Origin of the sequence: Variovorax guangxiensis (genome assembly GCF_003952165.1) — a bacterium.
Classification (GTDB): domain Bacteria; phylum Pseudomonadota; class Gammaproteobacteria; order Burkholderiales; family Burkholderiaceae_C; genus Variovorax; species Variovorax guangxiensis.
In genome coordinates, this window is the sequence record NZ_RXFT01000018.1 from 52,198 (window position 1) to 75,361 (window position 23,164).

The following is a 23,164-nucleotide window of genomic DNA, read 5'->3' on the forward strand; positions in this document are numbered from 1 at the left end:
TTCCAGGAATGACCCGCAGTTTCATCGCCCACAGCGCGCTGGGCGAGCGCCTGAAGTTCCGCTCGATGACGGGGCAGGAGCGCATTTCCGAGCTGTTCGAGCACCGCGTGCGGCTCGTCAGCGACATGCCCAACATCCAGCCCCGGAGCATGCTGGGCGAGGACATGAGCATCGAGGTGAACCTCGCCACCGAACTCGGCGGCGCCGGCAGCCGCTTCCTGAGCGGGCAGGTCACGCGCTTCGCCTACATCGGCAAGGACGACGGCGACATGTGCGTGTACGAGGCCACGCTGCGCCCCTGGCTGTGGTACGCCACCCGCCGCTCCGATTTCAGGATCTTCCAGTTCAAGACCGCCCCGCAGATCCTGCAGGAGGTGCTCGCGCCCTACGGCTTCGCCATCGACGCGCGGCTCACCGGCAGCTACCGCACCTGGGACTACTGCGTGCAGTACTCGGAGAGCGACTTCAACTTCGCCAGCCGGCTCATGGAGCAGGAGGGCATCTACTACTTCTTCTCGCACGCGCAGGGCAGCCATCAGCTGGTGCTGTGCGACGGTGCCGATTCGCACACCGAGCTGCCCGCCGGTCCGGTGAGGGTGCCCTATCACGCGGGCGTGCTCGCCGCGCAGATCCTCGAGCAGGACTTCGTCGACAGCTGGAGCCATTCGGAGGACATCGCATCGGGCAACTTCGCGGCCGACGACTACGACTTCAGGAAGCCGAACGCCGAGATAGACACCGTGCGCCAGCAGCCGGCCGGCCACAGCCGCGACAGCTTCGAGATCTACGACTGGCCCGGCGGCTACACCGAGCTGGCCGACGGCGAGAACTACGCGCGCCTGCGGCTGGAGCAGCTCGCGGGGCGCCGCGAGCTGGTGAGTGCCGAGGGCAACCTGCGCCACATGGCGCCCGGCTACCTCTTCGAGCTGGCGCGCCACCCGAACGCGCAGGAGAACCGCTGCTACCTGATCGAGGCCGTGACCTACGACTTCCAGGAGAACGCGCTGCGCGTGGTCGGCGCGGCGGACGCCGCCTACAGCGAGTCGACCAGCAGCACCAGCTACCGCCAGAGCTTCGAGGTGCTGCCCGACAGTGCGCCGTATCGCCCAGCGCGCGTCACGCCGAAGCCGCGCACCACCGGGCCGCAGACCGCGGTGGTGGTCGGCCCGGCGGGCGAGGAGATCCACACCGACCAGTACGGCCGCATCAAGGTGCAGTTCCACTGGGACCGCTACGGCAAGCGCGACGAGAACTCCTCGTGCTGGATCCGCGTCTCGCAGACCTGGGCCGGCAGCAACTACGGCGCGATGCACATCCCGCGCATCGGCCAGGAGGTGATTGTCGATTTCCTCAACGGCGACCCTGACCATCCGATCGTCACCGGCTGCGTCTACAACGCCGCGCAGATGCCACCGTGGGAGCTGCCGCGCCACAAGACCCAGACCGGCTTCCAGACCCACTGGAGCAAGGGCGGCGGCGGCAAGCACATGCTGCGCTTCGAGGACAGCCGCGGCACCGAGCACATCGAGCTGTCGACCGACCACGGCAACACCCACCTGCACATGGGCTATCTGATGAACCAGGGCTCGGGTGTGCAGCGCAGCTACGGCTTCGAGCTGCGCACCAACGAGTGGGGCTCCATCCGCGCCGACAAGGGCCTTCTGCTGACCACCTACACGCAGGACTTCGCGCAGAAGACCTCGCGCGACAACCCCGATGGCCACGAGCAGATGGGCGCCACGCTCGCGCAGAGCAACGCGCTCATGCAGGCGGCGGGGCAGGCCGTGGCCGCGACCAAATCGCTCGTGAGCGCCATGGCCCAGGGCAAGAACCAGACGCTCTCGGGGCTGGTGCAGGGGGTGCAGTCGCTCGGCGGCGTGTCGCAGGCCGTCGCCGCGCTGGCGGCCGGCGGATCGCCCGAGGCCGGCGTCTCGGACGACCCCGATCCGGCCATGGCAGACGCGCAGCAGATGCTCGACCTCTCGCGCAAGATCGACAAGCCCGTGGTCTCCATCGTGAGCCCCGAGGGCCAGACGATGATCAGCCCCCGGCCCATCGTGGTGAGCTCGGGGCAGAGCGTGTCGATGCGCTCCGTCTCGGCGCTGACCATGACCACCGGCGCCCAGCTCACGCAGCTCGCCGCCAAGGGCATGCTCACGCAGGTGAGCGAGGGCGGGCAGATCAACGTGGTGTCCGACGGCGACATCGTCTCCCACGCCGGTGCCGGTGCGATCAACCTGGTGTCGAAGACCGACGCCTCCGTCACCTCCACCGCGGCCAACGCGAACCTCACCGGGCAGAAGTCGGTGGTGATCCAGGCGGCGGAGCAGGACGTGTTCGTCACCGCGAAGACCAGCATCTCGCTGATCTGCGGCAAGTCGTCGATCGTGCTGCTGGCGGACGGCACGGTGCAGATCAACGGGGTGAAGGGGCTGGTGAACTTCACGGACAACCTGGACCAGCGGGGCGGGAAGATCTTCCTGAATTGCGATGCGCCAATTGGGGCAGCAAGTCAGGAGGAGGCAGCAGAGGAAGCGGATTTGATGGCACCTGCGCCTGCTATTACTGCGACAGCCGCGCAGGGTACGCCCAAGGGGAAACCTCTGGCCAAATCCGCTGCGCCGTTGGACTGGACGCCTTCGGGGCTGGGCAACGACGTCGACTGGTACGCAATCCATTCATCCCTGTTGCAAAAACAGCTGAAGGCGCTGAAGGATGCGCATTGGAAGGCCGTCTACGGCGAAACCGGAAAAGGTTCCTACGTCATTCGAGATGAAGGCCGGATCGTGATAGACGGCAAGTACAAGTCGAACGCAATCGGGGCGACGAATGCGTTGGCCCACGAGGTCGGACATGCGTTCTACACACTGCCCCCTGACATCACATCCAAGGAAAGCTATATCCGGAGCAGCCTGAGCGATGAAGGCGCTGGTGCCGTCAATCAGATCTGGGTTCAGCGCCAGATCCTAAAGGGTACGAACGTGGACATCATGGCTGGATATCCGAAGTCAACGATGGATATCTACAACAACGCCTTTGACAAGGCTGCGCAAACAGGCGACTGGGCGCGTGCTCGAAGCACGATGGGCAAGGCAATTGGCAAGATGACCACCTCCACGACCAATGAGCCGTACACCCAGTACTACGGAAACGGTTACGACAAGCGCTTTGGCGGGCACTAGCCGCCGAGGGATGAATTTACAGACAGGTAGTGAGGCGAGCAGTGACTCAAGCGGCAATAACTTTGTGGCTGGCGATCGACATGCTGGTGGCGCAGATTCCATTTTCGAAAGCGAAGGTCGAGAGTGTCGTCTCGACCCAGCTTTCAGATACCAACGCGCCGGGTGGAGAAGTTTTCCAGTTCTTCGAGGGAACCCCGGTGCGCTTTGAGGATGGCGTCGAGGTTTCGAAGTTCGACCTCCGGATCAAGCGCGAAGGGGCGCATCCGGGATTCCTCGTTCTCGAAGTGCAAGGGCGCTGTGTGCCGCTGGACGAGGTCAAGCGGCACTACGTCGATCTCGCCATCACGGATGTACCGCGAGGCAGGTCCATGAACGAAGCGACGAGCTACACCGCCACGCTCGGCTGGGGAAGACTTTCGTTCGGCTTCAGGGAGAAGAACCCTGGATGTCTGGCGTTCATTGCCTTCAATCCTTCCTGACCGCATTGAGCCGAAGAGCACCCCGCATGCGCTACCACCTCAACGAAGGCCAGTTCGACATCCCCGAAGACGGCCGCATCGACCGCTCGATGAACGTCCTCGCGATGCCCGATGGGTCGGGCACCACGCTCATCGTGAGCCGCGACGCGCTGCGAACGCAGGAAACCCTGGCGCAGTTCGTCACGCGGCAGATGAACGACCTGACGCGCCAGGTGAGCCAGCTCAAGGAGGTGTCGCGCACCGACATCGCCGTGGGCCCGGCGATCGCGAGCCTGCACGCCATCGAGCTGGTGACGCAGTTCAAGCAGAACGGCCAGGCGCTGCATCAACGCCAGGCCGTGTTCCTGCTGCCGCAGGACCCGGGCGGCAGGAGCGTGCTGATCCTCACGGCCAGCAGCCCCGTGCCCTTCGATGCCGAGGCGATCGCGCTGTGGCGGCGCGTGCTCGAGAGCTTCCAGCCGAGGGCCTGAGGCGCCATGGCCGGCCAACCAGCTGCACGCCTGCACGACCCCATTGCCCACACCAACGCGCACGCGCGCTTCTGGGCCAAGTTCGCCGGCGGACTGATCGGCGGCATCGCCGTGGGCTTCGCGGTGGGCGTGGCAGCAGCGGCCGTGGTCGGCACCGGTGGGCTCGCCGGGCCGCTGGTGGCGGGCGCGGTGGTCGTGGGCGCGCGCATGGCCGGCGGCTACGTCGGCGCGAGCCTGGGCGAGTCGATCGCCGATGCGCTGGTGCCCGAGACGCTCACCGTGACCGGGATGATCACCAGCGGATCGTCGGACGTGTTCATCGGCGGCAAGGCCCTGGGCGCGGCGCGGGCCTCGCCCGACGCTCCCATGGACACGGTGAGTTGCAAGAACGACTCGCCGCAGATTCTTCTTGCCGAGGGCGCGGAGACCGTGTTCATCAACATGGGCGTGGCCTCGCGCAAGGACGACCACACCGAGTGCGGCGCCAAGGTGAGCGACGGGGCGCCCACGGTCTTCATCGGCGGGCCGACCGCGCGCGTGCGGGATGTGGCCGACGAGGTGCCGCTCATCTCCAAGGTGCTGGTGACCATCTTCAACCTGGTCATGATCTATCGCGGCCTGCGCTGCCTGCCCAAGCTCGCGCGGCAGGGCAAGAACGCGCTGCCTTGCCTGATCGAAGGAGCGGTGGGGCTTGGCATGGGCATCCACGGCATGGTCAGCTCCTTCGGCAATCCGGTGCATGCGGCCACGGGCGGCAAGTTCCTGGGCGGCGAGAGCGAGCTCGACTTCAGCCTGCCGGGGCCGTTGCCCATCGCATGGCAGCGCTTCTACAGCAGCCACGACCTGCGCCGCGACGGCCCGCTGGGGCAGGGCTGGAGCCTGCCCTATTCGATGGAACTGCGGCTGGGCAGCGACGACGAAGGCCAGCCCGTGGTCACGCTCATCGACGAGCAGGGCCGGCCGATGGTGCTGCCCGGCATCGAGCCCGGCACGCGGCAGTACAGCCTGCGCGACGGGCTCGACCTGTGCCGCACCGAAGGCGGCCACTACTTCATCCATGTGCCGGGCGGGTTGTTCTTCCTGTTCGAGCCACCAGCCGAAGGCGAGCCGCGCGTCCAGACGCTGAAGCTCGCGCGGCTGGAAGACCGCAACGGCAACTTCATCGACCTGCGCCACGACGCGCTGGGCCGGCTGGTCGAGCTGACCGACAGCACCGGCCGGCTGCTGGCGCTTGAGTACGCGGGCGAGAGCCGCCGGGTGTGCGCGGTGCGCCTGGCCGCCGGCGCATCCGGCGAGCTGCCGGGCCTGCTGGTGACCTACAGGCACGACGCCGAAGGCAGGCTGCTCGAGGTGACCGACCGCAACGGCGCGGTGGTGCGCCGCTTCGGCTACGACGCCCAGGGCCTCATGGACTTCCATGCCGACGCCGCAGGGCTGGAATGCCGCTACGAGTGGCGCGGCCAGGGCGGCGAAGCCCACGTGGTCCGCCACTGGACCAACGACGGCGAGAGCTACACCGTCCGGCGCGTGCCGCCTGCCGCGGACGACGCGCTGGCGCTGGGCCAAACACTGGTCGTCGACCAGCTCGGACGCGAGTACGCCTGGCACTGGAATGCCGACCAACAGGTCACCGACTACATCGACGCGGCGGGCCGGCAATGGCATGCGCAGTACAACGAGCTGCGCCAGCTCGTCGCCATCACCGAGCCCGGCGGTGCCACCACGCGCTGCACCTACGACCCCATGGGCTTCATGGCCAGCCGCACCGATGCGCTGGGCCGCACGCAGAGCACCGGCTGGACCGAGTTCGGCGAGCCCTGGCGGCAGACCCTCGCGGACGGCAGCACCTGGACCTACGCCTACAGCGACCAGGGCAACATGGTGCGCGAGACCGACCCGCTGGGCCATACCACCGAGTACGCCTACGACAGGCGGGGCCTGCCAATCGTGGTGACCGACGGCAAGGGCGGCACCAACCGCATGACGTGGAACGATTGCGCGCAGCTGCTTTCGCTGACCGACTGCTCCGGCAAGACCACGCGCTATGCATACGACGGCTGGGGCCACCTGCAGACCGTGACCGATGCCATGGGCCAGCGCACGCGATTGACGCACGACGCCATGGGGCGGCTGCTGTCGGTGTCGCAGCCCGACCAGAGCCACCAGTCGTTGCGCCGCGATGCGGCCGGCTGCATCGTCGCCGCCACCGATGCGCTGAGCCGCAGCACGCATTTCGCGCTCGGCCTGCGCGGCCAGCCGCTGGTGCGGCAGGACGCCGAGGGGCGCCGCATCGCCTGGCACTACGACGGCGGCCAGCGCCTGCAGGCGATCGTCAACGAGAACGGCCTGCACTTCGAGTTCGCGCGGGACGCCGCCGACCGCGTGGTTGAAGAGCGTCGCGTGGGCGGCACACGCGTGCAGGTGGAATACGACGCCAACGGCTGGCCGGTGTGCATCACCCATGTACCGGGCATCGGCGACGACGACCTCGCACTGCATGAAGGCGCCGAACCGCATCGCGCGGCCGGCCCCCTGCGTACCGAACTGCTGCGCGATGCCGTGGGCCGCCTCGTCGAGAAGCGCACCGGGCGCCACTGCTACCGCTACAGCTACGACCAGCTGGACCGCCTGACCGAAGCAACGAAGCTGAAAGCGCAGCAACCCGGTACGGCTGGCGAGCCGCGCGCGCTGCATCGAACCACATTCGTCTACGACAAGCTCGGGCGGCTCGTCGAAGAGACGGCCATCGACGAGCTCACCGGCGAGACCCACACCCTGCACCACGCGCACGACGAACTCGGCAACCGCACGCAGACCGTTCTGCCCGCCATCGCTTCGCAGCCGGGCGTGCAGCGCGCGCTGAACTACCTGTACTACGGCTCTGGGCACCTGCATCAGGTCAACTTGTCGCAGCAGCATGGCGACGCACCCGTGGTGCACCAGCTGATCAGCGACATCGAGCGCGACGACCTGCATCGCGAAGTGGCGCGCAGTCAGGGCGCACTGCACACGCGCTTTGCGCTGGACCCACTGGGCCGGCGGGCCGCGTCGTGGTGTCGCCCCGGCGGACTGGATTCGGCATTCACTACGCAAGACCCGAGCTGGCGCCAGGCCATCGACGCCGCGGGCACCCCCGGGGCCCGCCTTCTCGACGGGCTGATGAAGGAATACAGCTACGACCCCGTGGGCGAGCTGCGGCAGAGCCGCCATTCGCTCCAGGGCACGACGGGGCACCGATACGACGCAACCGGCCGCATCGAAGAAAGCGTGCGCGGCGCGGCCAACAGCGAGCGCTTTGCCTACGACCCCGCAGGCAACCTGCTCGACGCATCAACCGCGCCCGGCTACGTGCGCGACAACCTCGTGCGCGTTTTCGAGGACAAGCGCTACAGCTACGACGGCCACGGCCGGCTGGTGCGCAAGCTGTCGGGCAGGCACACCGACCAGCGCTTCGAGTGGGACGACGAAAGCCGCCTCGTGGCCGTGCACACCACGCGGCGCCCGGGCACGCCCGAAGCCACCACGCAGGTCACGCGCTTCGACTACGACGCGATCGGGCGGCGCGTGGCCAAGCACGATGCGTTCGGCAGCACGCGGTTTGTCTGGGAGGGGATGCGGCTGATCGAGGAGCGCAGGGGGGCTCAGGTGGTTAGCTATGTGTACGAGGCTGGGAGCTATGTGCCGGTGGCACGGTTGGATGCAAGGGCCGAGCCCGCTCACCACGACGCTCCGGTCGCGCAGGTCTTTCACTTTCACAACGGACCTACAGGCCTGCCCGAGGAGCTGAGCAACAACAGCGGAAGCCTGTGCTGGCGCGCAAGCTATCGTACCTGGGGTGCGACCGTTGCAGAGAACTGGGAGGTCGCCTCACTGAACGGGCGTCCCCTGAGCGCTGTCGAGGACTCCCCCGAAACCTTCACGCAGAACCTGCGCTTCCAGGGCCAGTATCTGGATCGGGACACGGGGTTGCACTACAACACTTTCAGGTTCTATGACCCAGACATCGGGCGGTTCATCAGCTCAGACCCGATCGGCCTCGCTGGCGGACTGAATCTCCAGAGCTACGCGCCTAACCCGGTGATGTGGGTCGATCCATGGGGGTGGAGTTGTACCTTTGATAGCCGTGCCAAACGCTGGCGGGACGTGCTGACCGGGAAGTTCACCAAACGACCGATTGACCCCTCTGAATTGGTGAACAGTGGAAAAGTGAAGTACTCGGACATTGACCAGTGGGCAAAAGGTGGCGGTCTCACCGATGTGTGGCGTCCGGATCCAAACCGCTTTCCCGCCGGAGGGTACAAGTACGAGTCGACTGGCCCAGGCTACAACTATCGGGTGCATGGTCATGGAGCCGATCCGGTCGCGCCCGCCGGCGGCAACTCGTCGGCCGGGGCTACGACGTCGATTGCCAGGCGGCCGGTCGCTGGTGGCGGATTCGAGAACTTTCGCACCGACGGAACATGGGGCACATTTGCGAGCGACAGGAATGGCGCGCACATTCCGACCACAGGGTCCCCTTATCCATGAAGCCACGCAGTCCATGAAATCGATCGACTTGTTGTACGAAGACTTACAGAACGCGCCCTCGCTGCTTTCCGTGGCTGACGAGGTGCGTTTCATGCTTGGCTTGATGGCGCTCGAGCCCGAAGACATCGCGCGCAACAGCGAGGTTTTCTTCAAGATCCTGGACCAGCTCGAAGATTCCCACACTACGGGCTGGGGCCATGCCTCCGAGGATTCCGAGTCCGTGAAGATATTCGAGCGCTTTGCTTCATTCCTGGAAAGACTGGCGGTGTACATTCCTGCTCAGCAGGAGTGGCTCGACAGTGCGGCAGAGAACTTCCGTCTCCGGTGAAACGGAGGCTGGTGAAGTACGTCGAATGTTGAAGAAAGCCATCGCCGGGCAGCTCGACCTTCTGCGCTACCTCGAGCGAGGCGCCGTGCATCTGGCCGCGGGCATGAGCATTCCGGAGCAAAAAGCCTGCGAGCAAGAGGCCGACGAGCAATGGCGCACGGGGTCGGGGATCGTGTACACCTTCGACTTCGACGGCTGGAGCGTCAACTTTCACTTCGACAGTGATGAACGCTTTTCGCACGACACCATCGACTTTTTCGGCGATTGCGAATTGCCCGGCTTCGCGGACATCGCTGGACCGTCGCAAGCCGCGTTCGCCGTCGAGGGTGCGGCAAGCTTCGACCTAGGCGATGAGCAGGTGGTTCTGCTTCCATCTGGCGTCACGGCTCATTTCCGCGAAGAGGAGGGCGACGTGCTGGTGCTGACGAAGCTTGCTGGTGTTCTGCTTCCATACATTGCGCTCGCGGACTATTACCGCTCGATGCTGCAGCGTTGAGCGTGGCCCCCGATGCACCCATGGAGAAGAGCTCTTTGAAGAACACGCTGCCGTCGATGCTTCCACCGTTCATCATGGACGCGATTGCGCAGCCCATCGGCTGCGTGCATGAGCACGCGCTGTTGGTCGCCGGCCTGGGTGCTGCGCTGTCGAACGGCTTGGGCATTGCATTCGTTCTGGACGACGACATGAACTACAACCCCGCGCAGTCGCTGACGTGCAAGCTGTCGGGCCGGGATGCGGTGTTGAAGAAGCGTTTCGAATTCGATGTTCGCTTCTACATCTCGTCGAAGGCGCCACTGTTTGCCGTCTACTGCTTCGACAGGAAGTGGGGCATGGTTGACCGAGGCGATGCCAATCATCCGATCGATCCGGCGAGGTTGCCTGAAGCGGCGAGGGCTTCGATCGACAAGGGCCGGGCCGTGCTTGCGGCGCAGGGGCTGCAGGAAGTGACCCACCCGTATTTCTTTCTGCCTTCACCGGGCTGCACCACGCAGCTCGACGGCTTGCCGGCGAATGTGCTTGAGAGCCTGTTCGCCGAGATCGTTTGATGAACCTCTGAACTTGCCATGGCGGCGCGTTCTGCGACTGACATTCAACTCCATGAGCGCATGACGCCTGCACGGCCGTCATTGATTGCGGATGCCCTGTTGAAGCCCACAGACAGTGCGCAGGGCTACACGGCATTCGTCGTCGCATTCAAGGCGTCGTTGCCCGGCGCTTGCTGCAACAGTGCTTGAAAAAAATTTGTCCAAGCAGTTGACGATTGTGTAAAGACTATTTACAGTCCACCACACTCAACGCCAACAGGACCCAACGTGAAAGCCGCAACGATCCGCATCTACAGCACTTGCCCCGCATCCGGCAACGTGTTCGTGCGCGTCGCTTCGCACGATGGTCTCGGCCTGCAGCCGCTGCTGCAGCAGCAACTCAATCAACTCCCGTATCCGATGCCCAACCCGCAGGCCAATCTGTGGCCATGCGATTACCAGGATCAGGTGCAACCGGGTGGAGGACGCGCATAGGCGCAGACCTCCCAAGCTCTCTCTCGAACAGAAGAGGCCCGGACACCGCGAGGTTCCGGGCCTCTTCGTTTTCATGTCATTCGTTCACGAGCAGCGATCGTGCTGCCCGCACAGGGTTCGAGCCTTGTGAGTGCTCCTTAAAAATTCGCGGCAGCAGCCACAAACATTTTCTTTTCAGCCCCGGTGACGCAACTGGTAGACGTGTCCGCCTTAGAAGCGGAATTCTGGGAGTTCGAGTCTCCCCTGGGGCACCAATTTCTCTGGGTGTAGTGTCAATCTGGTAGACGGCCTGCCTTGGAAGCAGGAGGCTGCAGGTTCAAATCCTGCCACTCAGACCATCTCTTTTTTTTCGCTTTCTCTTGTGCGTGTGTAGCTCAACTGGCAGAGCACTAGACTCCAAACCCAACGGTTGAAGGTTCGAATCCTTCCGCGCGCGCCAATCTTTTTTGCGGGCCCTTCGCCTAGTGGTCCAAGGCACCGGGTTTTGATCCCGGGATCCAAGGTTCGAATCCTTGAGGGCTTGCCAGCTTTTCTTTTTTTTCTCTTTTTCGTTCCGCTAACTCAGTGGCCAGAGTGCCTCCCTGTCCAGGAGGAAGCCAGGGGTTCGATTCCCCTGCGGAACGCCATTCACCGATCGAGTTTTCTCCTCGATGGATCGTGAGCAGCACTGGCGACTGCAGCGGGCTGTAACCCGTCTCCTTCGGGAATACTTCGTTCGACTCGAAGACGATCCACCACCAACGCCATCATCAGGCTCGATTCCGGCGCGATAGCAAAGCGGCAGTGCAGCGGATTGCAAATCCGTCCAGCCCGGTTCGACTCCGGGTCGCGCCTCCATCCATATATATCCTTCAACCAATCTTTCCCCGGTAGCTCAGCTGGTAGATGCGGCGCACTGTTAATGCGCAGGTCACACGTTCGATTCGTGTTCGGGGAGCCAACCAACAATTCAACGACAGCCACGCAGAAGGAGCACCGAAGCATGAAACCCAAGGTCAAGCCGAACAAGCTCGTCGTGCTCTCGGGCTCCGGCGTGAGCGCGGAGAGCGGCCTGCCCACGTTCCGCGATGCCAAGGGGCTGTGGAACAGCTACTCGTGGCAGGAACTCGCCAGCCCCGAAGGCTGGCAGCGGCACCCGGAGGCGGTGCTGGCCTTCTACAACGAGCGGCGCGAGAAGGCATGGCAGGCACAGCCGAATGCCGCGCACGCTGCCATCGCATCGCTCGAGGCGGCATACGAAGTCGTGATCGTCACGCAGAACGTCGACGCGCTGCATGAGCGTGCCGGGTCGCGCAACGTGGTGCATCTGCACGGGCAACTCGCCTACGCGCGAGGCACCTCGGAGCCCGAGCCGAAGCGCTATCGCATCGACGGAAATCCCATTGCCATGGGGCAACTCTGCGAAGACGGCACCCAGCTGCGGCCCGACATCGTGTGGTTCGGCGAGGCGGTGCAGCACTTCGAGGAGGCCGAGGAGCACGTGGCCACCGCGGCGCGCGTGTTGGTGGTGGGCACCTCGCTCACGGTCTATCCGGCGGCGTCGCTCGTGCGGTATGCGGACCGCGGCGCCGAGAAAGTGCTTGTCGCGCTCGACATGGAAGAGGTGCCGCGTGGCTTCACCTTCCTGCAGGGCAGGGCGACGGACGTGGTGCCTGCACTGGCTGCCAGGTGGTTGAGTGAAGCGGGCTCGTAGTTCATTTGGATGCCTGCAATCAAAGGCCCGCCATCGTTTCGATGGCGGGCCTTTTTGCGTTTGACGGGAAATGGGGCGACAGAGTGGCGGCGTGCGGGTTGTGTACTTCAACCGCAAGAAGCCCGGTGAAGTGGTCCTGTTGTTGATCTACGCCAAAGCGAATCTCGATTCGATCTCCGGCGAAACTTTGAAGGAGTTGCGCGATGCCGCAGAAGAAGCCAATGAGTGATGCCGAACTGGCCGCTTTCGAAGCGAGCCAGGACTTGGAGGCATTGCTTGTGCAGTCGGCACGCGAAATGGGTGCCGGGAAGACGCGCAAGGTATATACGCCTCTCGTTGCTGCACGCGAGAACACCGGCCTGTCGCAAGCCGGCTTTGCCAAGTTGCTCGGCGTGTCGGTGCGCACTCTGCAGCAGTGGGAGCAGGGCCGCCGCGAACCGACAGGCGCCGCAAAGACGCTGATCGCCATTGCAGAGAAGATGCCTGAGGCACTCAGGGCGGTCGATCCGGACTACAAGGCACCGCGACGTGCGCCCGGCCGTGCGAAGGCCAGGCAGATCAAGGCCTGAGCGCCGCCGCAACGATCGCGGTCATCTACGCAAAGTCGGCGCGATCCCCAATTTGTTCACTGCATGGAGTCCCCCGCCAGCAAGGTTCTCCCATACATTTGAACGACCGCCGCGCCTCACGGCGGGACATCGATGCACACCGCAGCGATGTCGATGTGAGGCACAAAAGGCGACGGCCAAGGTGCGCTAACACCATGGCCGTCTGACCAATCAACGTGCACTAACTTTGCAAGAAAGCACATCAAATGGCTGATCAAATTATCGCCGGGCAAGACGCGCCCACCTCCCACGGCGCATTCGCCTCATCCGACGCGGCTGATCTTCTTGAGAAAAAGTTGTCCCAATTGCAATCTCTGCTGAAGTGTTGCTACGGGGACGGATGCGATTGGTTCGACGCGATCGGAGCGACGCACCGAGACCGCGTCATGTGGATCGCCGCAGACTTGGCTGACGATGCGGCACAACTCTCTCAAGAACTGCTGAAGCAGATCAATGCAGGCGACCCGCCCGGGGCCATGAGCGCATCGGCGGCTTCGGCCTGATCTCCGGCCCGGCTTCTCAGGGCCGCCAACAAAAAGCCCCGCTATCGAAAAAATAGCGGGGCTTTTGATTTGGTGCCGGAGAGATGAATCGAACACCCGACCTTCTCATTACGAATGAGCTGCTCTACCGACTGAGCTACACCGGCGAAGCCTCAGATTATAGCCAAGAAATCAGGCCTTCTCGGCGTGGTACTGCGTCAAACGTTCAACTTCGTTTCTAGAACCCAACATCACGCTCACGCGCTCGTGCAGTTTGGTGGGCTGCAGCTCCAGGATGCGCTGCTTGCCGTTGGTGGCTGCGCCGCCGGCCTGCTCGACCAGCCAGCTCATCGGGTTGGCCTCGTACATCAGGCGCAGCTTGCCGGCCTTTTCGGGCTCGCGCTTGTCCCAGGGGTACATGAAAACGCCGCCGCGCATCAGGATGCGGTGCACGTCGGCGACCATGCTGGCGATCCAGCGCATGTTGAAGTCCTTGCCGCGCGGGCCTTCCTTGCCGGCCAGGCATTCGTCGATGTAGCGCTTCACGGGCTCGTCCCAGTGGCGCATGTTGCTCATGTTGATCGCGAATTCCTTGGTGTCGGGCGGGATCTGGATGTCTTCCTGCGTCAGCACGAAGCTGCCCTGCTCGCGGTCGAGGGTGAACATGGCCACGCCGTTGCCCACGGTCAGCACGAGCGTGGTCTGCGGGCCGTAGATGCAGTAGCCGGCGGCCACCTGCTGGGTGCCCGCCTGCAGGAAGTCGCTTTCCTGCACGCCGGGGTGGTCGTCGGGCTTCTTCAGCACGCTGAAGATGGTGCCGATGCTGACGTTCACGTCGATGTTGCTGCTGCCGTCGAGCGGGTCGAACATGAGCAGGTATTCGCCCTGTGGATAGCGGTTCGGCACTACGTAGATGCTGTCCATTTCCTCGCTGGCCATGGCCGCGAGGTGACCACCCCATTCGTTGGCCTCGATGAGCACTTCGTTGGCAATGATGTCCAGCTTCTTCTGGATCTCGCCCTGCACGTTCTCGCTCTCTGCCGTGCCGAGCACGCCGCCCAGCGCGCCCTTGTTGACGGCCTGGCTGATGCTCTTGCAGGCGCGCGCGACCACTTCGAGCAGCAGGCGCAGCTGGCCGGGGATGAGGCCGTCGGCACGCTGCTGTTCGACGAGGTAGCGGGTGAGGGAAATCTTTTGTTGAGCCATATGCTTTCTGTTGAGTCTCTGCTTAGTTGCCGGCCAGGGCACGCGTGACGACTTCGTGCGTGTCTTTGCTCAGGTCCGGCTTGGCCGCCACGCGGGCGATCGCCTCGCGCGCGGCGCTGCGGTAGGGCTCGGCCAGCTTGCTCCAGCGGTCGAGCGCGCGCGCGAGGCGTGCGGCAACCTGCGGGTTGATGGCGTCGAGCTCGATCACGCGTTCGCTCCAGAAAACGTAGCCGGCTGCGTCGGGGCGATGGAAGGCGCCGGGGTTGGCGCTGCAGTAGCTGAAGATCACGCTGCGCGCGCGATTCGGGTTCTTCAGCGAGAAGTCGGGGTGCTTCATCAGCTGTTTCACCAGCGGCAGGATGTCGCCGCCGCGGTCGGGTGCGCCGGCCTGCAGCGAGAACCACTTGTCGATGACCAGCGCCTCGTCCTTGAAGATGGCGTGGAAGCGCGCCAGCGCCTGCGCCGCCAGCATGTGGCCCGACGACACCAGCGCGTTGAGCGCGTTGAAGCGGTCGGTCATGTTGCCCGCGTCCTTGAAGCGCTGCAGCGTCTTGCCCGGCCAAACGACGTCGCCCGAGGAGCGCGCCGCCAGGCACAGGAAGTTGAGCGCCATGCCGGCCAGCGCACGGCGGCCCGACGAGGTCGGGTCGGGGCTGTAGGCGCCGGTGTCGTGGTTCTGTTCGTAGGCCCACTCCCAGTCGGCAAAAAGGGCCGTGGCCAGCTGGGCGCGCATGGCTTCGCGCACCAGGTGCACGCGCTGCGGGTCGACCACGTCGAGCTGCTCGGCGATGTAGGTCTCCGAGGGCAGCGTGAGCACCAGTTCCTTGAAGGCGGCGTCGAGCTGCGGGTTGCGCAGCACGCTGCGCATGGCGTCGATGTACGCGTCGTTCAGCACCGGCGTGGTGTCGGTGGCCAGGGCGGCAATGCCGTTCAGCGCGGCGCGCAGGCCCAGGCGCTGGCCGGCTTCCCAGCGGTTGAACGGATCGGGGTCGTTGGCCAGCAGGGTGAGCAGCTGGGCGTCGGTGTACTCGAAGTCGAGGATCACCGGCGCGCTGAAGCCGCGCAGGATGGAAGGCACCGGCTCCGCGTCGAGGCCCGTGAAGGTGATCTGCTCACCGGCGCGCGACAGCACCACGGTGCGCGTGCCGTGCGTTGCTTCGCTCTCGCCTTCCAGCTGCAGCGGCAGCTCGCGGCCGCTGCTGGCGTCGAGCAGGCCGACGTTCAGCGGAATGACGAAGGGTTCCTTGGTCGGCTGGCCCGGCGTGGGCGGGCAGCTCTGCACCACGCTCAGGGTGTAGCTGTGGTTCTGCGCGTCGTACACGCCGTGGGCGGCAAGACGCGGCGTGCCGGCCTGGCTGTACCAGCGCTTGAACTGGGGCAGCAGGCGGGCGAGTTCCGATTCAGGGTTGGCGTCGGCAATGGCCTGCGCGAAGTCGTCGCAAGTCACGGCCTGGCCGTCGTGGCGCTCGAAGTAGAGGGTGATGCCCTTCTCGAAGCCCTTGCGGCCGACCAGCGTCTGCATCATGCGCACCACCTCGGCACCCTTCTCGTAGATGGTGACGGTGTAGAAGTTGCTGATCTCGATGTAGCTGTCGGGTCGCACCGGGTGGGCCATGGGGCCCGCGTCCTCGGGGAACTGGGCGGTGCGCAGCACGCGGACATCTTCGATGCGCTTGACGGCGCGCGCCGATGCGTCGGCGCACAGGTCCTGGCTGAATTCCTGGTCGCGGAAGACGGTGAGGCCCTCTTTCAGCGAGAGCTGGAACCAGTCGCGGCAGGTCACGCGGTCGCCGCTCCAGTTGTGGAAGTACTCGTGGCCGACCACGCTCTCGATGTTGCTGTAGTCGGCGTCGGTGGCGGTGGCCTGGTTGGCCAGAACGTACTTCGTGTTGAAGATGTTCAGGCCCTTGTTCTCCATGGCGCCCATGTTGAAGTCGCTGGTGGCGACGATCATGAAGCGGTCCAGGTCCAGCGGCAGGCCGAAGCGGGCCTCGTCCCACAGCACCGAGTTGATGAGCGAGTTCATCGCGTGCTCGGTCTTGTCGAGGTCGCCGGCGCGCACGTACACCTGCAGCAGGTGCTCCTTGCCGCTGCGCGCCTTGATGCGCTGCTCGCGCGCCACCAGCTTGCCCGCCACCAGCGCGAACAGGTAGCTGGGCTTCTTGAACGGGTCGACCCACTTGGCAAAGTGGCGGCCCTCGGGCAGCTCGCCCTGCTCGACGAGGTTGCCGTTCGACAGCAGTACCGGGTATGCCGCCTTCGAGGCGCGCAGGGTGACGGTGTAGCTCGCCATCACGTCCGGGCGGTCGAGGAAATAGGTGATGCGGCGGAAGCCCTCGGCTTCGCACTGCGTGAAGAAGGTGTCCTCGCTCACGAACAGGCCCATCAGCTTGGTGTTCTTGATGGGGCAGCAGGTGGTGAAGATCTCGAGCTCGAAGCTGTCGGGCAGGCCGTCGATGACGAGTTGCTCGCCCTCCATGCGGAACGAGGCGCCCTGGCCGTTGACCAGCACGCGCGCCAGGTTCAGCTCGTCGCCGTCCAGGCGCAGCGGCTGCACCGGCACCTCGGGGTTGCGGCGCATCTGCATGCGGTTGAGCACGCGGGTCTTGGCGGGGTCGAGGTCGAAGGTCAGGTCGACGGTGTCGATCCAATAGGCCGGGGCCGCGTAGTCTTCGCGGCGGATGGCGATGGGTTGCCCTTGGGCGTCACGCTGCAGCATCGAGGGTCTCCAGAAAATTCGAATGGGCGAGTTCGTCGTAGTCGCGAACCGCGGCGATCACATGGGGGCCGGCAAGCTCGGCGGCGGAATGGGTGCTGCACACGGCCACGGCGCGCATGCCGCCGCGGCGTGCGGCTTCGATGCCGAAGGGCGCGTCTTCGAAGACGATGCAGCGCTCGGGCGCAACGCCGATGCGGCGCGCGGCCTCCAGGAAGATGGCGGGCGTGGGCTTGCCCGAGAAGCCCTCGTCGCCGCCCACGATGGCCAGCGGCAGCGGGTCCATCTTCAGGCGCGACATGGCGAACTCGATGTTGTGCCTGTCGCCGGCCGTGCCGACCGCCACCTTCAGGCCGTGTGCAACCGCTGCCTTGGCAAAGGCCGTGAAGCCTGCGACTTCGGTGAAGTTGTCGTGGAAAAGGGCTCGGTAGATCTCTTCCTTCTCGTGCACCATGGCCTGGCACTCGTCGTCGGAAAGCTCGCGCTCGAACAATTCGCGCATGCTCTCCGTGCCGGTGCGGCCGGTGGTGCGCGCAAGAATCTCGCTCACGTCAAGCTTCACGCCGTGGTTGTGCGCAAACTCGACCCACGACCGCGCATGCCAGGGCATGGAGTCGATCATGGTGCCGTCCATGTCGAAGATGAAGGCTTCGACCTTGCCACCCTTCAGGCTTTGCAGGCTCATCGGTATCACACGCCTTGCTTGAGGGAGGCCTCGATGAACACGTCGAGGTCGCCGTCGAGCACCTTCTGCGTAGCCGAGACTTCGACGTTGGTGCGCAGGTCCTTGATGCGGCTGTTGTCCAGCACGTAGCTGCGGATCTGGTGGCCCCAGCCCACGTCGGTCTTGCTGTCTTCGAGCTTCTGCTGTTCTTCCTGGCGCTTGCGCATCTCGTGGTCGTACAAGCGCGAGCGCAGGCGCTTCCAGGCCACGTCGCGGTTGCTGTGCTGGCTGCGGCCATCCTGGCACTGCACCACGATGCCGGTCGGGATGTGCGTCAGGCGCACGGCCGAGTCGGTCTTGTTGATGTGCTGGCCGCCGGCGCCGCTGGCGCGGAAGGTGTCGGTGCGCACGTCGGCCGGGTTGATCTCGATCTCGATGGAGTCGTCGATCTCCGGGTACACGAAGATGCTGGCGAAGCTGGTGTGGCGGCCACCCGAAGAGTCGAAGGGCGACTTGCGCACCAGTCGGTGCACGCCGGTTTCGGTGCGCAGCAGGCCGAAGGCGTAGTCGCCTTCCACCTTGATGGTGGCGCTCTTGATGCCGGCGGTGTCGCCGGGGGTTTCGTCTTCCAGCTGGGCCTTGAAGCCCTTGCGCTCGGCGTACTTCGTGTACTGGCGCAGCAGCATGCTGGCCCAGTCGCAGGCCTCGGTGCCGCCGGCGCCGGCCTGGATGTCGATGAAGGCGTTCAGCGGGTCGGCCGGGTTGTTGAACATCCGGCGGAACTCGAGCTGCTTGATGTCGGCTTCGAGCGTGGCGGCGTCATCGGAGATGGCCTGCAGGCCGGCGATGTCGCCGTCTTCCTTAGACATCTCGTACAGCTCGGTGTTGTCCGACAGGCCGCTGGTGAGCCGGTCGAGCGTGACGACCACGTCGTCGAGCGACTTCTTTTCCTTGCCCAGCTCCTGGGCCTTCTTCGGGTCGTTCCAGACGTTGGGATCTTCGAGCGATGCGTTGACCGTCCTCAGACGTTCGGCCTTGGCATCGTAGTCAAAGATACCTCCGTAAATCGACCGTGCGGGCGCTCAGGTCCGCGAGCATCGCGCCGATTTGGTTGATCTGTTCTGCGTCCATGGGGTGTCCTGACTGTGTTCGGGGAAACCGGGCATTTTCTCATGCTCCGGTCTTCCACCGAGGAGGCCCCCGTATTGCTCCTTCCCCCTCTGGGGGAAGGCTGGGATGGGGGCGGGCAGGGCGTCCCATGCGAGCGCCGCTTGCCCCACCCCCGGCCCTCCCCCAGCGTGGGAGGGAGCAAGAGTCGTCAGAACGCCGGAACCAGCGAGCCCTTGAACTGCGTCTCGATGAAGCTCTTCACCTCGGGCGACTGGTAGGCCGCCACCAGGCGCTTCGCCCAGGGCTTGTCCTTGTCGGCGCGGCGCACGGCGATCAGGTTGGCGTAGGGGCTCTTGGGCGATTCCTTGATCACCGCGTCCTTGTTCAGCGACAGGCCGGCCTTCTCGGCGTAGTCGTTGTTGATGGAGGCGATGGTCAGGTCGTCCAGCGAGCGCGGCAGCTGGGCTGCGTCGAGCGCCACCAGCTTCAGCTTTTTCGGGTTGGTGACCACGTCCAGCGGCGTGGCCGTGTTGTTCTTCACCGCCTCCGGCTTCAGCGTGATGAGACCGGCCGATTGCAGCAGCAGCAGGGCGCGGTTGCCGTTGGACGGGTCGTTCTGGATGCCGACCGTGGCGCCGTCGGGCAGCTGGTCGATGGACTTGATCTTTCGCGAGTAGAAGCCCAGCGGCGCGGTGATGGTCAGGCCCACCGGCACGATGTCGAAGCCGCGCGCCTTGTTCTGGTTGTCCAGGAAGGGCTGGTGCTGGAAGGCGTTGGCGTCGAGGTCGCCCGAGGCCAGCGCGGCGTTGGGCAGCTGGTAGTCGTTGAACACGACCACCTGGATGTTCAGGCCGTCCTTGGCGGCGACCTTCTTGACCACCTCGAAGATCTGCTCGCCGTTGCCGACGGAGACACCGACCTTGATGTTGTTCTTGTCCTGCGCGAAGGCGCCGGAGCCTGCGAAGAGGGTGGCAGCCAGGGTGGCGAGGGCGAAGGTGCGGCGGCGGAAATTGGTATGCATGTGCTTGCGCGGATCGAAAAAAACGAAGGCGCGAATGTGGCATTGCCGGCCGCGGAAGGGAACGAACCAATCTGCATATCGATATGGCGTGTCGCGCCCATCACGGACTTCTCTTATGTGCCTATTCGTATAAACAGCATCCTTTTTGTTCGTTCCCTTTCGCTGCGTTTCTTTTCATACTCGGCACCTTTTTTCGAACCTACGCGACCTGCGCCACCCGCGCGGGCTGCGCTTCTTCTCCATGACCCACCCTACGCCTGACCAGGGCCGCGGCGATCACGCGGCGCCAGTCATCCGTCTCCAATCGGTGCAGAAATCCTTCGCCTTGCCCAGCGGCGAGGTGTTCGACGCCGTGCATTCGCTGTCGCTCGACATCCAGCAGGGCGACGTGTTCGGCCTGATCGGCAAGAGCGGCGCCGGCAAGTCGACGCTGCTGCGCCTCATCAACCTGCTGGAGCGGCCCGACGCGGGCCGCGTCTTCGTCGGCGGGCGCGACCTCACCACGCTCTCGCGCAGCGAGTTGCGGGACACGCGCCAGAACATCGGCATGATCTTCCAGCAGTTCAACCTGCTGCAGAACGCCACGGTGTTCGACAACGTGGCCTTCCCGCTGAAGATCCACGGCCGCCATTCCAAGGCCGAGATCGACGCCCGCGTGCGCGAGTGCCTGGCCCTGGTCGGCCTGGCGGAGAAGATCGACACCTACCCGGCCCAGCTCTCCGGCGGCCAGAAGCAGCGCGTGGCCATCGCCCGCGCGCTGGCGCCGCGCCCGCAGGTGCTGCTGTGCGACGAGCCCACCTCGGCGCTCGATTCCGAAACCACGCGCTCGCTGCTGGAGACGCTGCGCGACATCAACCAGAAGATCGGCGTGACCATCGTGATCGTCACGCACGAGCTGTCGGTGGTGGAAGTGCTGTGCCGCAACGTGGCCATCCTCGAGAAAGGCCGGCTGGTGGAGCAGTTCGCGGTCGATGCGGCCGGCGAGGCCGAGCGCAAGACCGCGCTGGGCCGCGAGATCGACGAGCTGGTGCGCCGCCGCGAGCGCGAGGCGCGCGAATCGCGCCCGGCGCAGCCGTCGGCCCAGTTCGGAGCGCAGGAGCTGGCCTATGTTTGAGAACATCGCCCCCATCCTCCCCGAGCTGTGGGTCGCTACCGGCCAGACTTTCATGATGCTGGCCATCGGCCTCTCGGCGGCCGTGCTGATCGGCGGGCCGCTGGGCATCCTGCTGTTCCTGCTGGGACCGGGCCAGTCGCTGGAGAACAAGCCGGCGTTCCTGGTGCTCAACTGGCTGGTGAACACGGTGCGCTCGTTCCCCTTCATCATCCTGCTGGTGGCGCTGGTGCCGTTCACGCGGGTGATCGCGGGCACCTCCATCGGGCCGCTGGCGGCGGCGGTGCCGCTGTCGTTCGCGGCCATTCCCTACCTGGCCCGGCTGGTCGACCAGTGCCTGCGCGAAGTGCCGCGCGGCGTGATCGAGGCCGCCCACGCCATGGGCGCGACCGAGCTGCAGATCGTCTGGCGCGTGCTGCTGGTGGAGGCCCGCTCGGGCCTGGTGCTGGCGCTGACCGTGCTGGCCGTGAGCTTCCTTTCCTACTCGGCGGTGGCCGGCGTGGTGGGCGGCGGCGGCATTGGCGACCTGGCCATCCGCTACGGCTACTACCGTTTCCAGACCGACGTGATGGTGCTCACCGTGGCGCTGCTCGTGGTGCTGGTACAGATCCTGCAATTCGCCGGCAACGCCACGGCACGCAGGCTCGACAAGCGTTGATCTCTCACTTTTTCCCTTCCAGCTTTTCCAATCTCATGAAGACCGTTTTCCTGCGCCGTTCCGTTCTCGCCCTGTCGCTGGCAGCCCTTTCCCTGGGCGGCCTCTCGCTGCAGGCCCATGCGCAAGACCCCGCCAAGAAGAACCTCGTGATCGGCGGCACCGCCGGCTCCAACGCCGACCAGCTGAAGCAGGGCATCGTGCCCATCCTCGAGAAGAAGGGCTACAAGGTGAAGCTGGTCGAGTTCAACGACTATGTGCAGCCCAACCTCGCGCTGGCCCAGGGCTCGCTGGACGCCAACTTCTTCCAGCATCAGGTCTACCTGAAGAAGTTCGCGGCCGACCAGAAGCTCGACCTCGCCGAACTGGTGCAGGGCCCGATCGCGCCCATGGGCGTGTACTCGACCAAGCGCAAGACGCTGGCCGATGTGAAGGAAGGCGACCGCGTGACGCTGCCGAACGACCCGAGCAACCTGGCCCGCGCGCTGGTGCTGCTGGAGCAGAACAAGCTGCTCACGCTGAAGACCGGCATCGACCCGCTACGCGCCACCGAGAAGGACGTGGCCGAGAACCCGAAGAAGCTGAAGTTCATTCCGCTCGAAGCCGCCCAGCTGCCGCGCTCGCTCGGCGACACCGAGTACGCCATCGTCAACGGCAACTTCGCGATTTCCTCGGGCCTGAAGCTCACCGAGGCCGTGGTGCTCGAAAAGACGCCCGACTACTACCTGAATGTGGTCGCCGTGAAGACCGCCGACAAGAACACCCAGTGGGCCAAGGACATCGCCGATGCCTACCGCTCGAAGGAGTTCAAGGCGGTGGTTGACAGCAAATTCCAGGGTTACGCCAAGCCCGGTTTCCTGCAGTAATCCTTCCTTTCCTTCATCCTTCTTCGAGAAAAGGACGCCCCATGCCCGTTCTGGCCGTATTCGATGCCCAGGGAAGCTGGCGCGACACACACGTGTGCGACGGCTGGATCACCGAACGCCTGGCCGGGCAGGGCGTGAGTTGGGGGCGCGGCAGGAAGAAGGGGCAGCGCGTGCTCGAGAGCGCCGGGCTCTTCTATCTGCCGACCGATGACGGCTATATCGGGCTGCTGCTCGAAGCCGGCGAGTGGGCTTCCATTCCAGCGGGCAAGGCGCATTTCTTCGATGCGGGTGAAGCCGAATCGCTCGAAGGGTTGCCGGCCTCGCTGCCGCTGTTCGAAGGCTTCGTCGAAGAAGTCCTGGCCCTGACGGGAAACGACGCCGACGAAGAGTGAGGCGGTTGGTCCGGGGCGCGTGCACAGGCCGCCGGGTACTCCCCTCCGCGAATGTCCCCCGGGCCTGCGGCCCTCCTCCTTTATTTCGCTGCGGGGAGCACCCGACGCCCTGTGCATATGGGTGCTCTGCTGG

The 23,164-nt window shown here is 65.0% G+C and carries 21 protein-coding genes and 8 tRNA genes; 23 read left to right on the forward strand and 6 right to left on the reverse strand.

Translation table 11 applies throughout. The features are described from left to right. Positions 1-8 precede the first annotated feature (8 nt). From EJP67_RS29260 to EJP67_RS29345, 19 genes are all read left to right on the forward strand, one after another. Positions 9-3,182 (forward strand): type VI secretion system Vgr family protein, encoded by a 3,174-nt coding sequence (locus tag EJP67_RS29260; RefSeq protein ID WP_126025238.1) that lies wholly within the window; start codon positions 9-11, stop codon positions 3,180-3,182. Between the two features lie 41 nt (positions 3,183-3,223). After that, positions 3,224-3,661, forward strand: a complete 438-nt coding sequence (locus EJP67_RS29265; protein ID WP_126025239.1) for a hypothetical protein — start codon at positions 3,224-3,226, stop codon at positions 3,659-3,661. Between the two features lie 26 nt (positions 3,662-3,687). Beyond that, entirely contained in the window at positions 3,688-4,131 is a 444-nt protein-coding gene (locus EJP67_RS29270) for a DcrB-related protein (RefSeq protein ID WP_132801238.1), read from the forward strand. Between the two features lie 6 nt (positions 4,132-4,137). After that, positions 4,138-8,658, forward strand: coding sequence for an RHS repeat-associated core domain-containing protein (locus EJP67_RS29275; protein ID WP_126025241.1), 4,521 nt, complete (start codon positions 4,138-4,140; stop codon positions 8,656-8,658). A 13-nt stretch (positions 8,659-8,671) separates the two neighbouring features. Next, on the forward strand, positions 8,672-8,986 hold the full coding sequence (locus EJP67_RS29280; RefSeq protein ID WP_206169570.1) for a hypothetical protein: 315 nt from the start codon (positions 8,672-8,674) through the stop codon (positions 8,984-8,986). A 25-nt stretch (positions 8,987-9,011) separates the two neighbouring features. After that, a complete protein-coding gene (locus EJP67_RS29285) occupies positions 9,012-9,482 on the forward strand; it encodes a hypothetical protein (protein WP_165909737.1) in 471 nt (156 codons plus the stop codon). Positions 9,483-9,517: 35 nt separating this feature from the next. Then, positions 9,518-10,033 carry a hypothetical protein gene (locus EJP67_RS29290; RefSeq protein ID WP_206169571.1) on the forward strand — a complete coding sequence of 172 codons (516 nt, stop codon included), beginning with the start codon at positions 9,518-9,520 and terminating at the stop codon, positions 10,031-10,033. Between the two features lie 267 nt (positions 10,034-10,300). Then, on the forward strand, positions 10,301-10,507 hold the full coding sequence (locus tag EJP67_RS29295) for a hypothetical protein (protein WP_126025243.1): 207 nt from the start codon (positions 10,301-10,303) through the stop codon (positions 10,505-10,507). A gap of 177 nt (positions 10,508-10,684) precedes the next feature. Then, positions 10,685-10,761 (forward strand) — tRNA-Leu (locus EJP67_RS29300). 6 nt (positions 10,762-10,767) lie between these two features. Then, positions 10,768-10,845: transfer RNA gene (locus EJP67_RS29305), tRNA-Pro, on the forward strand. Between the two features lie 25 nt (positions 10,846-10,870). Next, positions 10,871-10,946: transfer RNA gene (locus tag EJP67_RS29310), tRNA-Trp, on the forward strand. Between the two features lie 11 nt (positions 10,947-10,957). After that, positions 10,958-11,033: transfer RNA gene (locus EJP67_RS29315), tRNA-Gln, on the forward strand. 24 nt (positions 11,034-11,057) lie between these two features. Further along, positions 11,058-11,133, forward strand: a tRNA-Asp gene (locus tag EJP67_RS29320). A 137-nt stretch (positions 11,134-11,270) separates the two neighbouring features. After that, a tRNA-Cys gene (locus EJP67_RS29325) sits at positions 11,271-11,344 on the forward strand. Positions 11,345-11,370: 26 nt separating this feature from the next. Beyond that, positions 11,371-11,447, forward strand: a tRNA-Asn gene (locus EJP67_RS29330). 42 nt (positions 11,448-11,489) lie between these two features. After that, the gene (locus EJP67_RS29335) at positions 11,490-12,200 is read left to right on the forward strand and encodes an SIR2 family NAD-dependent protein deacylase (protein WP_126025244.1); all 711 of its coding nucleotides are present in this window, start codon (positions 11,490-11,492) and stop codon (positions 12,198-12,200) included. Between the two features lie 91 nt (positions 12,201-12,291). Then, the gene (locus EJP67_RS33750; RefSeq protein ID WP_165909738.1) at positions 12,292-12,429 is read left to right on the forward strand and encodes a hypothetical protein; all 138 of its coding nucleotides are present in this window, start codon (positions 12,292-12,294) and stop codon (positions 12,427-12,429) included. After that, positions 12,404-12,769 (forward strand): helix-turn-helix domain-containing protein, encoded by a 366-nt coding sequence (locus tag EJP67_RS29340; RefSeq protein ID WP_126025245.1) that lies wholly within the window; start codon positions 12,404-12,406, stop codon positions 12,767-12,769. The genes EJP67_RS33750 and EJP67_RS29340 overlap by 26 nt, the downstream gene beginning before the upstream one ends. A gap of 245 nt (positions 12,770-13,014) precedes the next feature. Next, on the forward strand, positions 13,015-13,311 hold the full coding sequence (locus EJP67_RS29345) for a hypothetical protein (protein WP_240650821.1): 297 nt from the start codon (positions 13,015-13,017) through the stop codon (positions 13,309-13,311). A 70-nt stretch (positions 13,312-13,381) separates the two neighbouring features. Here EJP67_RS29345 and EJP67_RS29350 read toward each other — a convergent pair. From EJP67_RS29350 to EJP67_RS29375, 6 genes are all read right to left on the reverse strand, one after another. Further along, positions 13,382-13,457, reverse strand: a tRNA-Thr gene (locus EJP67_RS29350). A 25-nt stretch (positions 13,458-13,482) separates the two neighbouring features. Continuing rightward, positions 13,483-14,496 carry a class 1 fructose-bisphosphatase gene (locus EJP67_RS29355; RefSeq protein ID WP_126025246.1) on the reverse strand — a complete coding sequence of 338 codons (1,014 nt, stop codon included), beginning with the start codon at positions 14,494-14,496 and terminating at the stop codon, positions 13,483-13,485. A 22-nt stretch (positions 14,497-14,518) separates the two neighbouring features. Beyond that, a complete protein-coding gene (pepN, locus tag EJP67_RS29360) occupies positions 14,519-17,215 on the reverse strand; it encodes an aminopeptidase N (RefSeq protein WP_126025247.1) in 2,697 nt (898 codons plus the stop codon). Continuing rightward, the gene (locus EJP67_RS29365; protein WP_126025248.1) at positions 17,202-17,897 is read right to left on the reverse strand and encodes an HAD family hydrolase; all 696 of its coding nucleotides are present in this window, start codon (positions 17,895-17,897) and stop codon (positions 17,202-17,204) included. The genes pepN and EJP67_RS29365 overlap by 14 nt, the downstream gene beginning before the upstream one ends. 5 nt (positions 17,898-17,902) lie before the next feature. Beyond that, a protein-coding gene (prfB, locus tag EJP67_RS29370) for a peptide chain release factor 2 (protein ID WP_126025249.1) occupies positions 17,903-19,007 on the reverse strand; the annotation gives its coding sequence in 2 pieces (ribosomal slippage) (positions 17,903-18,925 and positions 18,927-19,007; 1,104 coding nt in all). 187 nt (positions 19,008-19,194) lie between these two features. Next, positions 19,195-20,007, reverse strand: a complete 813-nt coding sequence (locus EJP67_RS29375; RefSeq protein WP_126025250.1) for a MetQ/NlpA family ABC transporter substrate-binding protein — start codon at positions 20,005-20,007, stop codon at positions 19,195-19,197. 241 nt (positions 20,008-20,248) lie between these two features. Here EJP67_RS29375 and EJP67_RS29380 point away from each other — a divergent pair, with 241 nt between their 5' ends. From EJP67_RS29380 to EJP67_RS29395, 4 genes are read left to right on the forward strand one after another with little or no spacing between them, the layout of a single operon-like run. After that, positions 20,249-21,121 carry a methionine ABC transporter ATP-binding protein gene (locus EJP67_RS29380; RefSeq protein WP_126025251.1) on the forward strand — a complete coding sequence of 291 codons (873 nt, stop codon included), beginning with the start codon at positions 20,249-20,251 and terminating at the stop codon, positions 21,119-21,121. Beyond that, entirely contained in the window at positions 21,114-21,776 is a 663-nt protein-coding gene (locus EJP67_RS29385; protein ID WP_093200265.1) for a methionine ABC transporter permease, read from the forward strand. The genes EJP67_RS29380 and EJP67_RS29385 overlap by 8 nt, the downstream gene beginning before the upstream one ends. A gap of 35 nt (positions 21,777-21,811) precedes the next feature. After that, a complete protein-coding gene (locus tag EJP67_RS29390) occupies positions 21,812-22,639 on the forward strand; it encodes a MetQ/NlpA family ABC transporter substrate-binding protein (RefSeq protein ID WP_126025252.1) in 828 nt (275 codons plus the stop codon). A gap of 41 nt (positions 22,640-22,680) precedes the next feature. Beyond that, positions 22,681-23,031: a cupin domain-containing protein gene (locus tag EJP67_RS29395; RefSeq protein ID WP_126025253.1), complete on the forward strand. Its 351-nt coding sequence runs from the start codon at positions 22,681-22,683 to the stop codon at positions 23,029-23,031. Positions 23,032-23,164: the final 133 nt, after the last annotated feature.

Excerpts from the sequence above, each read along its gene's own strand:
- EJP67_RS29285 (WP_165909737.1), top strand. The coding sequence starts at position 9,012 with ATGTTGAAGAAAGCCATCGCCGGGCAGCTCGACCTTCTGCGCTACCTC.
- EJP67_RS29355 (WP_126025246.1), bottom strand. The coding sequence starts at position 14,496 with ATGGCTCAACAAAAGATTTCCCTCACCCGCTACCTCGTCGAACAGCAG.
- EJP67_RS29270 (WP_132801238.1), top strand. The coding sequence starts at position 3,688 with ATGCGCTACCACCTCAACGAAGGCCAGTTCGACATCCCCGAAGACGGC.
- EJP67_RS29260 (WP_126025238.1), top strand. The coding sequence starts at position 9 with ATGACCCGCAGTTTCATCGCCCACAGCGCGCTGGGCGAGCGCCTGAAG.
- EJP67_RS29335 (WP_126025244.1), top strand. The coding sequence starts at position 11,490 with ATGAAACCCAAGGTCAAGCCGAACAAGCTCGTCGTGCTCTCGGGCTCC.
- EJP67_RS29345 (WP_240650821.1), top strand. The coding sequence starts at position 13,015 with ATGGCTGATCAAATTATCGCCGGGCAAGACGCGCCCACCTCCCACGGC.
- EJP67_RS29380 (WP_126025251.1), top strand. The coding sequence starts at position 20,249 with ATGACCCACCCTACGCCTGACCAGGGCCGCGGCGATCACGCGGCGCCA.
- EJP67_RS29390 (WP_126025252.1), top strand. The coding sequence starts at position 21,812 with ATGAAGACCGTTTTCCTGCGCCGTTCCGTTCTCGCCCTGTCGCTGGCA.
- EJP67_RS29280 (WP_206169570.1), top strand. The coding sequence starts at position 8,672 with ATGAAATCGATCGACTTGTTGTACGAAGACTTACAGAACGCGCCCTCG.
- EJP67_RS29340 (WP_126025245.1), top strand. The coding sequence starts at position 12,404 with ATGCCGCAGAAGAAGCCAATGAGTGATGCCGAACTGGCCGCTTTCGAA.
- EJP67_RS29375 (WP_126025250.1), bottom strand. The coding sequence starts at position 20,007 with ATGCATACCAATTTCCGCCGCCGCACCTTCGCCCTCGCCACCCTGGCT.
- EJP67_RS29365 (WP_126025248.1), bottom strand. The coding sequence starts at position 17,897 with ATGAGCCTGCAAAGCCTGAAGGGTGGCAAGGTCGAAGCCTTCATCTTC.
- EJP67_RS29275 (WP_126025241.1), top strand. The coding sequence starts at position 4,138 with ATGGCCGGCCAACCAGCTGCACGCCTGCACGACCCCATTGCCCACACC.
- EJP67_RS29385 (WP_093200265.1), top strand. The coding sequence starts at position 21,114 with ATGTTTGAGAACATCGCCCCCATCCTCCCCGAGCTGTGGGTCGCTACC.
- pepN (WP_126025247.1), bottom strand. The coding sequence starts at position 17,215 with ATGCTGCAGCGTGACGCCCAAGGGCAACCCATCGCCATCCGCCGCGAA.
- EJP67_RS29395 (WP_126025253.1), top strand. The coding sequence starts at position 22,681 with ATGCCCGTTCTGGCCGTATTCGATGCCCAGGGAAGCTGGCGCGACACA.